Annotated in this window: 10 protein-coding genes; 6 read left to right on the forward strand and 4 right to left on the reverse strand. The window is 69.4% G+C overall.

All coding sequences use genetic code 11. The features are described 5' to 3' along the window. Positions 1–75: 75 nt before the first annotated feature. Positions 76–1170 (forward strand): sensor histidine kinase, encoded by a 1095-nt coding sequence (locus E1161_RS19415; protein WP_132625301.1) that lies wholly within the window; start codon positions 76–78, stop codon positions 1168–1170. Next, positions 1167–1820 (forward strand): response regulator, encoded by a 654-nt coding sequence (locus E1161_RS19420; RefSeq protein ID WP_132625303.1) that lies wholly within the window; start codon positions 1167–1169, stop codon positions 1818–1820. The genes E1161_RS19415 and E1161_RS19420 overlap by 4 nt, the downstream gene beginning before the upstream one ends. Before the next feature lies 1 nt (position 1821). Here E1161_RS19420 and E1161_RS19425 read toward each other — a convergent pair whose 3' ends face one another. After that, positions 1822–3249 (reverse strand): serine/threonine-protein kinase, encoded by a 1428-nt coding sequence (locus E1161_RS19425; protein ID WP_132625305.1) that lies wholly within the window; start codon positions 3247–3249, stop codon positions 1822–1824. Positions 3250–3464: 215 nt separating this feature from the next. Here E1161_RS19425 and E1161_RS19430 point away from each other — a divergent pair, with 215 nt between their 5' ends. Continuing rightward, complete coding sequence (locus E1161_RS19430) at positions 3465–4661, forward strand: cytochrome P450 (protein ID WP_132625307.1); 1197 nt, start codon at positions 3465–3467, stop codon at positions 4659–4661. Between the two features lie 45 nt (positions 4662–4706). Here E1161_RS19430 and E1161_RS19435 read toward each other — a convergent pair whose 3' ends face one another. Then, positions 4707–6152 carry a glycoside hydrolase family 30 protein gene (locus tag E1161_RS19435; RefSeq protein ID WP_132625309.1) on the reverse strand — a complete coding sequence of 482 codons (1446 nt, stop codon included), beginning with the start codon at positions 6150–6152 and terminating at the stop codon, positions 4707–4709. 339 nt (positions 6153–6491) lie between these two features. On the opposite strand from E1161_RS19435, the gene E1161_RS19440 reads away from it, so the two are divergent. Next, positions 6492–8315 carry a glycoside hydrolase family 3 protein gene (locus E1161_RS19440; RefSeq protein ID WP_132625311.1) on the forward strand — a complete coding sequence of 608 codons (1824 nt, stop codon included), beginning with the start codon at positions 6492–6494 and terminating at the stop codon, positions 8313–8315. A 177-nt stretch (positions 8316–8492) separates the two neighbouring features. Here E1161_RS19440 and E1161_RS19445 read toward each other — a convergent pair whose 3' ends face one another. After that, positions 8493–8912 carry a hypothetical protein gene (locus E1161_RS19445; protein WP_132625313.1) on the reverse strand — a complete coding sequence of 140 codons (420 nt, stop codon included), beginning with the start codon at positions 8910–8912 and terminating at the stop codon, positions 8493–8495. On the opposite strand from E1161_RS19445, the gene E1161_RS19450 reads away from it, so the two are divergent. Together E1161_RS19450 and E1161_RS19455 are read left to right on the forward strand one after the other, a co-directional pair. Further along, complete coding sequence (locus E1161_RS19450) at positions 8898–9899, forward strand: aldo/keto reductase family protein (RefSeq protein WP_132625315.1); 1002 nt, start codon at positions 8898–8900, stop codon at positions 9897–9899. The two genes, E1161_RS19445 and E1161_RS19450, sit on opposite strands and share 15 nt — an antisense overlap. Positions 9900–9973: 74 nt before the next feature. After that, positions 9974–10696, forward strand: a complete 723-nt coding sequence (locus tag E1161_RS19455) for a haloacid dehalogenase type II (RefSeq protein WP_132625317.1) — start codon at positions 9974–9976, stop codon at positions 10694–10696. 270 nt (positions 10697–10966) lie between these two features. Here the strand turns inward: E1161_RS19455 and E1161_RS19460 are convergent, their stop codons facing one another. Then, complete coding sequence (locus E1161_RS19460; protein ID WP_132625319.1) at positions 10967–12343, reverse strand: PrsW family intramembrane metalloprotease; 1377 nt, start codon at positions 12341–12343, stop codon at positions 10967–10969. Between the last annotated feature and the right edge of the window lie 43 nt (positions 12344–12386).

Genomic DNA, 12386 nt, shown 5'->3' on the forward strand with positions numbered 1-12386 from the left:
TTCGCTCGGGGACGTAGCCGGTGTGTCGGCACAGGGAGGACGCCTTAACCCGGGCCGGTCGGTGAGACTGGTCGTATGAGTGTGTTGCGTCCTCGCATCGGCGACGTGGTCCTGGCGCTGCTGGTGACCGCGGTCGGGGTGGTCGGGACCATCGCCGCCCACCGGTGGGCAGGGCACGGGATGCGCGGTCTGGACGGGTTCGCCATCGGGTTCGTCGTGGTCGCCGGGCTGGCCTTGGCGTGGCGACGGCGGATGCCGCTGGTGGTGCTCGGGCTCGTGGCCGTCGCGGTGTCCGGGTACCTCCTCTCCGGGTTCCGGTACGGGCCGATCCTGCTGGCGCTGTTGGTCGCGGTGTACTCGACCGCGCGCCACCGGCCACCGCGCACGGCGGGCATCGCTGCCGGCGTCGCTCTTCTGCTGCTGTGGGCGCACACCTTCGTCACCGGCCCCGGCTGGGAGGGCATCATCCCGGCTTCGGCGTGGGTGTTGGTGCCCTTCGCCGCGGGGCTGGTGGCGCGCACCCAGGCGGAGGCCGTGGCCCGGCAGCGGTCCGAAGCGCTGCGGCGGCGAGTCGACGACGAGCGGCTGCGCATCGCCCAGGAGGTGCACGACGTGGTCGGCCACGGGCTGGCCGCGATCAAGATGCAGGCCGACGTGGCGTTGCACGTGCTGCCGAAGAAGCCCGACCAGGCCGGGATCGCCCTCAACGCGATCAGCCGCACCAGCAGCGACGCCCTCGACGAACTCCGCGCGACGCTGGCCGTCGTCCGAGCCGGAACCGGGCAAGGCCCCGAACCCGGCCTCAGCCGCGCGCACGACCTCGTCACCCGCACCCGCGCCGCCGGGGTGGACGTTGCGTTGCGGGTGCGCGGCGAGGTGCCGGAGCTGCCGAAGTCGGTCGACCTCACCGGATACCGGATACTGCAGGAGTCGCTGACCAACGTGCTGCGCCACAGCCGGGAGCAGCGCGCGGAGATCACCATCGACTACTCGCCGGAGGAGGTCCGCATCGAGGTCACCAACCCCTCCCCCGCGACCACCGGCAGGGACGGCCTCGGCATCCCGGGGATGCGGCGCCGCGCGGAGGCGCTCGGAGGCGAGTTCAGCGCCGGGTCCTCCGGCGGCCGGTTCCGGGTGCACGCCCGGCTGCCGATCGGAGCGCAGCAGTGATCACCGTGCTCATCGTCGACGACCAGGACCTGGTGCGGATCGGGTTGCGGACGCTCCTCGAATCCGAGGACGACCTCGACTGCGTCGGCGAAGCCGCCGACGGGCTCGACGCCGTCCGCAAGGTGCGCGAGCACCACCCAGAAGTGGTGCTCATGGACATCCGGATGTCCGGTGTGGACGGTCTGGAGGCGACCCGGCGCATCACCGCGGACGCGGACCTGGCCGGTACCAAGGTGATCGTGCTGACCACCTTCGAGATCGACGAGTACGTCTTCAGCGCGCTGCGCGCCGGTGCCAGTGGATTCCTGCTCAAGGACACCACCCCGGTGGACTTGCTGCGCGCGATCCGCCTGGTCGCGGGCGGCGAGGCGCTGCTCGCGCCGTCGGCGACGCGGAAGCTGGTGCGCGAGTTCGTCCACCTGGCACCGCGCTCCCGCGATCCGCACCCGCAGCTGCACACGCTCACCGACCGCGAGCGCGAAGTCCTGGCGCTGGTGGCGGAGGGGCTGAGCAACGAGGAGATCGCCGGACGCCTGGTGGTCAGCCCTGCCACGGCGCGCACGCACGTCAGCCGCGCGATGGTCAAGCTCGGTGCGCGCGACCGCGCCCAGTTGGTGGTGTTCGCCTACCAGTCCGGCGTCGTCGACTGACTCACTTGCTGATCGGAGCGAATTCCGACCAGGAGGTGTGGGCGAGCTTGTTGTTCGCGTCCCACAGCTCGACCATGACCCGCACCGAGCCCTCGGGCCTGAGCTGGAGCTTGCACTCGACGTACTCGCCCTCGCTGCTGGTGTCCCGGCACTCGGCGGTGTGGTGGTAGTCGGTCTCCGAGCGGATCTTGACCCAGTACCCGTCTTTGTAGGTGTCCCTGATCCCGATGTGGTCGCGGTCGGCGTTGAAGCACCCGTTGCCGCGCGCCTTGCCCTCGTAGGTGATGGTCTTGCACGTCTTCGACGCGTAAGGCCGCCGCGAGGCCGTCGGCGTCGCGGCGTTGCCGGGCGGCGCGGCCACCTCCGTGGACGCTGTGCTGGTCGACGGGCTGGCCGGCGCGGACTGGCTCGCCGGGGCGCTCGTCGCCGCGGGCGACGTGGGGGTCAGGACCGGCTCCGCCTGGCCGCGGGTGGGTTCGGGTTGCAGCGTCATGACCGCCGCGGCGACACCGGCCACCGCGGCGACCGCGCCGATGCCTGCGAGCGCGATCGGCCACCGCGACTTGCGCCGCTCGGTCTCGATCCCGGCGGACGCGGCGGCGCCGAGCGGGGTGGTGCTGCGCAGCGCTCGTCGGGCCGCTGCCGCGAGCTCACCGGCGGTGGCGTAGCGCTCGTCGGCGTTCTTGGCCATGCCGGTGGCCACCACGCGGTCGAACGCCGTTGACACGCCGGGCATCGCGGCCGAGGGCTTCGGGGGCTCGCGGTTGAGGTGGGCGTAGATCAGCGCTTCGGTGCTGGTCACACCGTAGGGCTTGGCGCCGGTGAGGCACTGGAAGAGAACGCAGGCCAGCGAGTACACGTCCACGCGGTGGTCGGACGGGGCGTCGCCGAAGCGCTCTGGAGCCATGTAGGCCAGCGTGCCCATGGTGACGCTGCCGGAGGTGCGGCTCGTGGCGTCCTGGATGGAGGCCGCGATGCCGAAGTCCACGAGGTAGGCGAATCCGCCCGCGCCGAGCAGCACGTTGGAGGGCTTGACGTCCCGGTGCACCACGCGCGCGGCGTGCGCGGCGTCGAGCGCCTGCGCGACCTGCTCGATCACGTGCACCACGTCCTGCGGGTGCATCGGACCGTGGGCGGTGAGCCGAGCGCCGAGGTCTTCGCCCTCGACCAGGCGCATGTCCAGGTAGAGGCGGCCGTCGATCTCGCCGTGGCCGTGGATCGGGATGACGTGGGGTTCGTTGAGGCGGCCAGCGGCGTGCGCCTCGCGCTTGAAGCGTTCGCGGAACTCCTGGTCAGCCGCCAGGTGCGGAGCGAGCAGCTTGAGCGCGACGATGCGGTCGTGGCGGGTGTCGTAGGCGCGCAGGATCTCGCCCATCCCCCCGCGGGCGATGACGCCCTCCACCCGGTACGGGCCGAACTGCGACTGCACGGCTGCTGCTCCTCGTCCGAAGTTGCGGCCATCCTATTGGGTTACGCGGAGCGCACAGCACGGCCCACTGCCCGATCCGCTGAACGGCCGCTGCGGTCGGTGAAGTTTCTGCTACGAAGCGCCAGCCCCAGCTGCGCCGATCATCGAGCGCCTGCTAACAAAGCGAAGAACGATCATGTTTCGCCACCGGCTTGGGGAAAGGACCGGTCCCACAGATGTCGACGACCGACGACGGCACGGACGCACGCAAGATCGATCGCGGGGAGAGCACCGGTGAGTGCCCGGTGAGCCGGGATTCCGGCGGTGTGTGGCGCGTTCGCGGTCACGCCGCCGCCCGCGCGGCCCTGCGCAGCACCGACACGGTCCAGGCCGGTCTCGGCGTGGAGACCGTGGAGAAGATGCCCGCCAAGATCCGCCGCCCGGTCCTCTACCGAGACGGTCCGGAGCACCGCGAGCACCGCCGCCAGACGGCGAAGTACTTCACTCCCCGCAAGGTCGACGAGTCCTACCGGGGGATCATGGAGCGGGTCAGCGACGAGCAGCTGGCCAAGCTCACGGCCAACGGGACCGCGGTGCTCTCGGAGCTGAGCTTCGAGCTGGCGATCGGCGTGGCGTGCGCGGTGATCGGGCTGACCGAGAGCCGTCCGGGACTGGCGGGACGCCTGGAGCGGTTCTTCCCGGAGGAGTTCGGCGAACCGGGTTTCACGAGCCTGCACGGCCTGTACTGGGTGTGGCGGCAGGCGGTGAACTGGGGCGGCATCTACTTCGCCGACGTGCTGCCCGCGGTGCGCGCCCGGCGCAAGCAGCCGCAGGACGACCTCATCTCGCACCTGCTGGCGGACGGTTGCTCGTCTGCGGAGATCCTCGGCGAGTGCATCACGGTCGCGGCGGCGGGCATGGTCACGACCCGCGAGTTCGTGAACCTGGCTGCCTGGCACCTGTTCACCGATGACGCTCTGCGCGAGCGCTACGTCAACGCCGACGAGGCCGAGCGGCTGGCGATCCTGCACGAGTTCCTGCGGCTGGAGCCGGTCGTCGCGCACCTGATGCGCCGCACCACGGCTCCGGTGGAGCTGCCCGGCGAAGACGGCCAGACGCACACCGTTCCGGCAGGTGAGGTCATCGACATCGATGTGAACAGCACCAACGCCGATGAGGCCGCGTTCGGCGAGAAGCCGCTGCAGGTGTGCCCGCACCGCGAGCTCACCGACGCCACGGCGCCGGGGCTGTCGTTCAGCGACGGTCCGCACCGCTGCCCGGGCAACAACATCGCCATGCAGGAGACCGACGTCTTCCTGACCAAGCTGCTCGCCCTCCCCGGCGTGCGCCTGCAGACCCCGCCGAGGGTGTCGTTCAACGACGCCATCGGCGGCTACGAGCTGCGGGGCATGGTCGTGGCCGTCGGCGAGTGACGGTGCGGTGGGGGAAGTTCCCGCGGGCGCTCCCCCCACCTCGCCTCAAACCCCCTGCCAAGTGAAGGTCGTGACGGCCCCCGCCGGGAGGGCGTGCTCGAAGCTCTGACCGCCGCTGCGCACCTGGAAGGCCTGTTCGGAGTCCGAGGCGTTCAGCACCAGCAGAGCGATGGAGCCATCGCTGTTGCGGAAGGCGACGGACTCGATGCCATTGGGGTTGCTGGTCGATTCCACGCGCTGCGCCCCGGGTTCCACGAACTTCGCGACGTGGCCGAGGACGTAGTACTCCTCGTTGTAGGTGACCTGCCCGTCGTCGGTGTTGACGGTGACCACGCCCCGGCAATCGGAGCAGCCGCCGTTGGTCGGGCCGTGGTTCTGGTCCAGCGCCACGTTCCACAGCGCGACGCCCTTGGCCCAGTTCCGGGTTCCGCCGATGACGAGGTTCTGCGTCTGCCACTTGAGGTTCTGGGCGAAGTCCGGCGACCAGTCACCACCGGAGCACTCGGTGAGCCAGATGTCCTTGTCCGGGTGCGCCTGCTGGAACTCGCTCTGACCGGACACGTCGCCCTCGTAGCAGTGGAAGGCCGCGCCCTGCACGTACTGGCCCGCTTCGGGGTCGTCGACGACGATGCCCGGGTACTCGGGGTGCGACCAGTTGTGGTCCCACGCGAGCAGCTGCGTCTTCAGACCGGATGCGGCCAACTTCGGGCCGATCTCGTCGCCGATCGCCGCGGCCTGCTGCTCCGGGGACATGTGCATCGACGGGTATCCAGCGGAACCGTCACCGGACTCGGGGTGGTAGGGCTCGTTCTGGATGCTCAGGAAGTCCAGCGGCACACCGGCGTCGGAGTAGGCCTGGGCGGCCTTGACGAGGTAGTCGGCGAACACGCCGTGGTTCTCGGTCTTGAGCTCACCGCCGTCGACGTCGTCGTTGGTCTTCATCCACGCCGGAGCGCTCCAAGGCGTGCCCATCACCTTCAGGCCCGGGTTGATCTGCTTGGCCTGCCGCAGGATCGGCAGGATGTAGGCCTCGTCGTGCCCGGTGGTGAAGTCGGCGAGGTCGCAGCAGGTGTCGTCGAAGGTGTAGTCGCCGGACTCGGCGGTGGCGAAGTCGCTGGCGCCCAGCGGCTGCCGCACCATGCTCAGCCCGATGCCGTCGGCGCCGAAGAGGTCGTTCATCAGCTCGTCGCGCGTGCCCTGGTCGAGGTTGTTGGCGACCAGCGAGGCCGAGGAGTCGGTGAAAGCGGCGCCGAACCCGTCGATGGTCTGGTAGGTCGTGGCCGGGTCCACGTCGATGATCGTTTTCGCGCTGCCGCCGGACCCGAACTCCACGTCCGCTTGGCGTTCGAGGAGCTTGCTCTTGTCGCCGGTGGTCTCCCACACCTGCACGACCGGCGCGGCACCGCCGGGCGCGGCGCCCGCAGCCGTGCCCAGCAGCAGGGTGCCGGCGAGCAGCGCGGCACGCCTGCGCCAGGGTCGGGTTCGCTCCATCGCGAGTTCCTCTCAACCGAGGGACGGGTGAACGACGGGGATCATTCGCCAAATCCGCCACGAACGCACATGGGAATTCCCATTTCATACTGCATTCCGGCGAACATCGCGCGGTTTTCCGGGGCTCCGTGTCGAACTCTCGCCACACTTCCCGAGATCCCGTTCCCGGTGCTATGTTCGGCAATCACGACAAACCCGACCGAACCGCGACGTCCCAGGACTGCATCGGTTCGGAGGCATTCGATCCGCGCGGGAATCCGAAACTCTAGGAATTCAACACGCAATAGCACGAATGCCCTCCAGCACTGTGTGCTCTCAACGCGGAGGAGATGCGTTCTCATGGCCTTCAGCAGACGGATGCGCGTGGCGGCGATCACTGCCGCCCTCGCGTGCACGGCGGTGATCAGCCCGACGGTGGCCGCTGCCGGCCCGACCTACCGCGACGCATCCGCGCCGGTTCCCGACCGCGTCGAGGACCTGCTGTCGCGGATGTCGTTGCAGGACAAGATCGGTCAGATGACGCAGGCCGAGCGCGTCGCGGCGGACCCGCAGACCGCGGCCTCGGCGGCGCTCGGCTCGGTGCTCAGCGGCGGCGGATCGGCCCCCGACCCCAACACCGCCGAGTCCTGGGCGAACATGTACGACGACTACCAGCGCGCGGCGACCGCCACTCCGCTGGGCATCCCCCTGATCTACGGCGTGGACGCGGTGCACGGGCACAACAACGTGCACGGCGCGACGATCTTCCCGCACAACATCGGCCTGGGCGCGGCCAACGACCCGAAGTTGACCGAGGACATCGGGCGCGCCACCGCCGAGGAGATCTCCGGAACCGGCATCGACTGGGACTTCGCCCCGTGCCTGTGCGTGGCCCGCAACGACCGCTGGGGACGCACCTACGAGTCCTTCGGCGAGACCCCGCAGCGGCCCACCGCCCACGCCACGGCCATCAACGGCCTGCAGGGCGAAGCGCTCAACGCCCCCGGATCGGTGCTGGCCACCGCCAAGCACTACATCGGCGACGGCGGCACGACCGGCGGTGACGACCAGGGCAACACCGAGATCGACGAGCAGGAGCTGCGCCGCGTGCACCTGCCCCCGTTCCAGGAGGCCGTCAACCGCGACGTGGGTTCGGTGATGATCTCCTACAGCAGCTGGAACGGCCTGAAGCTGCACGCCCACTCCTACCTGGTCAACGACGTGCTCAAGGGAGAGCTGGGCTTCAAGGGCTTCGTGATCTCCGACTACGACGCGATCGATCAGATCGACGGCCAGCTGGGCTTCACCGCCGAGGAGGTCGCCACCGCGATCAACTCGGGCCTGGACATGATCATGGTGCCCAACGACTGGGAGAAGTTCACCGAGCTGCTGCGCGGCGAAGTGGACAACGGGCACGTGCCGATGTCGCGCATCGACGACGCCAACCGGCGCATCCTCACCAAGAAGTTCGAGCTCGGCCTGTTCGAGAAACCCTACACCGACAGGCAGTTCACGAGCACGGTCGGCAGCCCGGAGCACCGCGCGCTCGCCCGCGACGCGGTCCGCAAGTCGCAGGTGCTGCTGAAGAACGACGGTGGCCTGCTGCCGTTGCCCAAGGACGGCGGGAAGCTGTTCGTGGCGGGCAAGAACGCCGACGACATCGGCAACCAGTCCGGCGGCTGGACGATCAGCTGGCAGGGCGAGAGCGGCCCGATCACCCCGGGCACGACGATCCTGCAGGGCATCAAGGACGCGGCCAAGGGCTCGCAGGTCACCTACGACCGCTACGGCACGGGCATCGACAACACCTACAGCGCCGCCATCGCGGTCGTCGGCGAAACCCCCTACGCCGAGGGCAAGGGCGACCGCCCGTCCGGCATGGGATTGGACCAGGAGGACCACGAGACGCTGAAGAAGCTGGAGGACAGCGGCGTTCCGGTCATCGCGGTCACGGTCTCGGGACGTCCGCTGGACATCAGCCAGGACCTGCCGAACTGGGACGCCCTGCTCGCCTCCTGGCTGCCGGGAACCGAAGGCGCCGGAGTCGCCGACGTCCTCTTCGGCGACCACAACCCCACCGGCACCCTGCCGATGACCTGGATGAACTCCGCCGACCAACAACCCATCAACGACGGAGACGGCCAGAAACCCCTGTTCCCCTACGGCTTCGGCCTGCAGTACTGATCGACCGCCAGATCCCCCTGGTCACTGATGAGGTGGCCAGGGGGATCTCATGTCTTCGCACCCTGCACTTCACCGAACGAGGACAACACATCCGGGCGCAGCGAGGACACGACCGGCTGGACACCGAGCGAATGGGCCTCACGAGACAATCCCCCGGAAGCCAGAACGGGACCACGGTCAACGTACGAGGGCAGTAAGGAGCTGGAGCCAGGCCGCCCGCAGCAAGAGGCGGGTTGTACCTTCCCGGTCGTCGGCGGTCGGTTGCCGGCGGATGTAGCGCACCTGGAAGTCCTCTTCGATTTCGTCGGGCCGGGCGTCGTCGCACATCGACCCTGAACTTTCGACGCCTGGCAAGACTCCGTTGTCTCGCCAGGCCACACGCCCGGCCGAAGCGCGGCGTGCGCTGGATACCTTGGCGGTTACCTCGCGTTTACGCAAGAGATCATCACCGGCGAACACGCTGAGTTGATCGAAAATGCGCGTCTGACCTGCGATGATCGAACGAAAGTGAGCCGATCGGGTGGAGCAGCGGCCAATGCTGCGAACGGCGGCTTGCGCTTCGAGGCGACCAGGAGGACGCGAATGCACTACCGGCATCTGGGCAGCAGCGGCTTGATCATCAGCGAGCTGGTGTACGGCAACTGGATCACGCACGGCTCCCAGGTCGAGGAGAACGCCGCCGTGGCCTGCGTGCGTGCCGCGCTGAACAACGGCATCACCAGCTTCGACACCGCCGACGTCTACGCAGGTGGACGCGCCGAGGAAGTCCTCGGGCGGGCGTTGAAGTCCGAGCGCCGCGAGGGGCTGGAGATCTTCACCAAGGTCTACCACCCGATGGGCGAGGGCAAGAACGACCGCGGGCTGTCCCGCAAGCACATCATGGAGTCGATCGACAACTCGCTGCGCAGGCTGCAGACCGACTACGTCGACCTGTACCAGGCGCACCGCTACGACCCGGAGACTCCGCTGGAGGAGACGATGGAGGCCTTCGCCGACGTCGTCCGCAGCGGAAAAGCCCACTACATCGGGGTTTCCGAGTGGACCGCTGACCAGATCCGCGCGGGCCACCAGCTGGCTCGCGAGCTGCGGATCCCGCTGGTGTCCAACCAGCCGCAGTACTCGGCGCTGTGGCGGGTCATCGAGGGCGAGGTCGTCCCGGCGTCCCGCGAGCTGGGAATCGGGCAGATCGTGTTCTCCCCCATCGCCCAGGGCGTGCTGACCGGCAAGTACAAGCCGGGTGCCGCGCCGCCGGAAGGCTCGCGCGCCACCGACGAGCGCGGGTCGACGTTCGTGGCCCGCTACCTGCGCGAGGAGGTCCTGGAGCGCGTCCAGCAGCTCAAGCCGCTTGCCGAGAACGCGGGCTTGTCGCTGGCCCAGCTGGCGGTGGCGTGGGTGTTGCAGAACGACAACGTTTCGGCCGCCATCATCGGTGCCTCCCGCCCCGAGCAGGTGTCGGAGAACGCCGTCGCCGCTGGTGCGCAGCTCGACGGGGAGCTGGTGGCGAAGATGAACGAGGTCCTCGCCCCGGTCGCGGTCACCGATCCGGGCAAGACCGCCGAGAACGCCCCGAAGTCCCGCAGCTGACCACCACGTCGCCCTTCCGGGCGTGCCGACGAGCCCGTAACCTGCGAGCGTTGGACACGACCGGGAGGGCGACGATGCGACCGGAACGCCTGGTGGACGCGGTGCTGTTCGACACCTTCGGCACCGTCGTCGACTGGAGGGCCGGCATCTCGCAGGCGGTGGCGGAGTTCTCCAGCGCCGTCGACCCGAACGAGTTCGCGCTGGCGTGGCGCGGCCGCTACCAGCCGTCGATGGCTCCGGTTCGCAGCGGCGAGCGGGAGTTCGTCGACCTCGACGTCCTGCACCGCGAGAACCTCGAAGCCACTGCGGCTGCGACCGGGCTCCCCCTCGACACCGCCGATCCGTCCGATGTGGACTGGCTCAACCGCGCGTGGCACCGGCTGCCCGCCTGGCCCGACAGCGTTCCCGGGCTGACCGAGCTCAAGCGGCACTTCATCATCGGCCCGCTGTCCAACGGCCACACCGCCCTGCTGACCAACATGGCCAAGCACGCGAGCCTGCCGTGGGACGTGATCATCGGTTCGGACATCACCCGCGCCTACAAGCCCGACCCCAACGCCTACCTCCGCACCGCCGAACTCCTCCGGCTGCCGCCAGAACGCGTCATGCTGTGCGCGGCCCACAACACCGACCTCGCCGCCGCGCAGGAAGCCGGCCTGCGCACGGCGTTCATCCCCCGGCCCGCCGAGTACGGCCCGAGCCAGCGCCTGGACCTCCAGGCCACGGGACCGTGGGACGTCATCGCCCAGGACATCGTCGACCTGGCCACGCAGCTGCGGGAGCACGTCCCGAGCTGACCTCGCGTGGAAGACCCGCTCTCACAGCAGGTCGGGACGTAGGTCGGTTGGACGTCGGCGTTGCCGAGGATCGTGACCAGCAGCGTTCCGCGCGCAACCGGCGCGCCGCCAGCTCCGGCCGCGCGGCAGGCTGCCTGGCCAGGCCGGGTTCGAGGGAACCACCGGAGAGGCTTTCGACCTACGGGTGACGAGTTCGTGCGACACGACCTCCACGTGCGGCAGGTGTTCGCGAGCGGTCGCAGCACCCTGCCGAGCTATGCCAGACCGCCACTACCGCGGCGGCCACGGCCCCTGCTGCCCCGGCCCCTGCGGAGGCCCCGGCTGGCCCGGCCACTGCTGACCAGGCGGCATCTGCTGCTGCGGTCCCGGTCGGGGCGGGTTGCCCGGTGCCTGACCAGGATGCTGCGGCGGCTGGACGCGCAGCTTGTGGGTCGGCATCTCGTTGAGCTGCTTGGGGAGCGTGAAGAAGCCCGACTGCTCGTTGCGGGCCCAGGGAGCCGGCGCTGGCTGGGGCCTGCGGAGGAAGAAGGCCTCCCGGGCCACGCGCATCAGACCGACGATCTGGTCCCGGCGGGTGAAGAACGCCTGCGGCTCGATCGTGCGGCGCTCGGCCTGGGAGTGCAGCAGCGCGAGCTCCGTCGCGGCGAGCTGGTAGTCGCCCATGGCCTGCGCACCGACGTTGCCCGCCTGGGAACGCGCCCAGTGCCGGGCCTGCCTGCGACCAATCATGGTGCCGAGCATGTTCAGGTCGTTCGGCGCCACCAGACCGCTGGGGATGTAGGCGGGCAGGTACCGGCCGATGAGGTGCACCAGACGCCTGCGGTCGCGGATCAGGATGATCACCAGGACCAGCAGCACGACGGCTTCGACGATGTAGGCCAGGATCAGACCGCCGAGCCCGAACAGCACCGACCCGCCGTTCCACAGCGCGTGCAGGAACACCGCCGCGCACCAACCGAAGAAGATGGCGAAGAACCGGCCGAAACCCCGGTGCGTGGCCGCGTAGGCGATGCCGAGTCCGGTCATCGCCGTGTACATCGGGTGTCCCAGCGGGGCCACCACGCCCCGGATCAGGACCGTCCCCCAGATCTCGCCCGGGACCGAGGCCAGACCCTGCATGTAGTAGAGGACGTTCTCGACCAGCGCGAAGCCCAGCCCGCACAGGCCCGCGTAGACGATCCCGTCGGTCGGGCCGTCGATCTCGTTTCGGCGGACCACCAGCAGGAACAGCAGCAGGGCGCCCTTGAAGCTCTCCTCCACCACCGGTGCGATCACCGATACGGTCAGCACCGTGGCCGTTTCCGGACCGAAGACCACCGCCAGCACCGACTCGCTGACGGTGTTGACGATCAAGGCACCCAACAGCGCGACCCCCGCGCCCCAGCCGAAGGCGACGAGCAGGTTCAGCCGCGGCTCCGGCTCCAAGCGGTCCACCAGCAAGAACAGCGCCACCAGCACGATCGCGGTCGGCAGCGCCAGCAGCATGCCGATCACGACGTTGCCCGGTGCGCCGGGGACCAGCAGGAAGTAGGACACCAGGGCCAGCAGCATGCATGCGCCGGAGACCACCAGGCCGATGATCAGCGACACCGGCGCGCGGTTCGAGTTGCGGCCTTCCAGGACCGACTGCGGGCTCAGAGCGGACATGCCCGGCAGCGTAGGAGATGAACCGCGATCAAGTCCGGTCAGC

The organism is Saccharopolyspora aridisoli, assembly GCF_004348445.1.
Classification (GTDB): domain Bacteria; phylum Actinomycetota; class Actinomycetes; order Mycobacteriales; family Pseudonocardiaceae; genus Saccharopolyspora; species Saccharopolyspora aridisoli.

What these genes read in the sequence shown, in the direction of transcription:
- E1161_RS19415 (WP_132625301.1), top strand. Translation starts at nt 76, where the DNA reads ATGAGTGTGTTGCGTCCTCGCATCGGCGACGTGGTCCTGGCGCTGCTG.
- E1161_RS19430 (WP_132625307.1), top strand. Translation starts at nt 3,465, where the DNA reads ATGTCGACGACCGACGACGGCACGGACGCACGCAAGATCGATCGCGGG.
- E1161_RS19435 (WP_132625309.1), bottom strand. Translation starts at nt 6,152, where the DNA reads ATGGAGCGAACCCGACCCTGGCGCAGGCGTGCCGCGCTGCTCGCCGGC.
- E1161_RS19440 (WP_132625311.1), top strand. Translation starts at nt 6,492, where the DNA reads ATGGCCTTCAGCAGACGGATGCGCGTGGCGGCGATCACTGCCGCCCTC.
- E1161_RS19450 (WP_132625315.1), top strand. Translation starts at nt 8,898, where the DNA reads ATGCACTACCGGCATCTGGGCAGCAGCGGCTTGATCATCAGCGAGCTG.
- E1161_RS19445 (WP_132625313.1), bottom strand. Translation starts at nt 8,912, where the DNA reads ATGCCGGTAGTGCATTCGCGTCCTCCTGGTCGCCTCGAAGCGCAAGCC.
- E1161_RS19455 (WP_132625317.1), top strand. Translation starts at nt 9,974, where the DNA reads ATGCGACCGGAACGCCTGGTGGACGCGGTGCTGTTCGACACCTTCGGC.
- E1161_RS19460 (WP_132625319.1), bottom strand. Translation starts at nt 12,343, where the DNA reads ATGTCCGCTCTGAGCCCGCAGTCGGTCCTGGAAGGCCGCAACTCGAAC.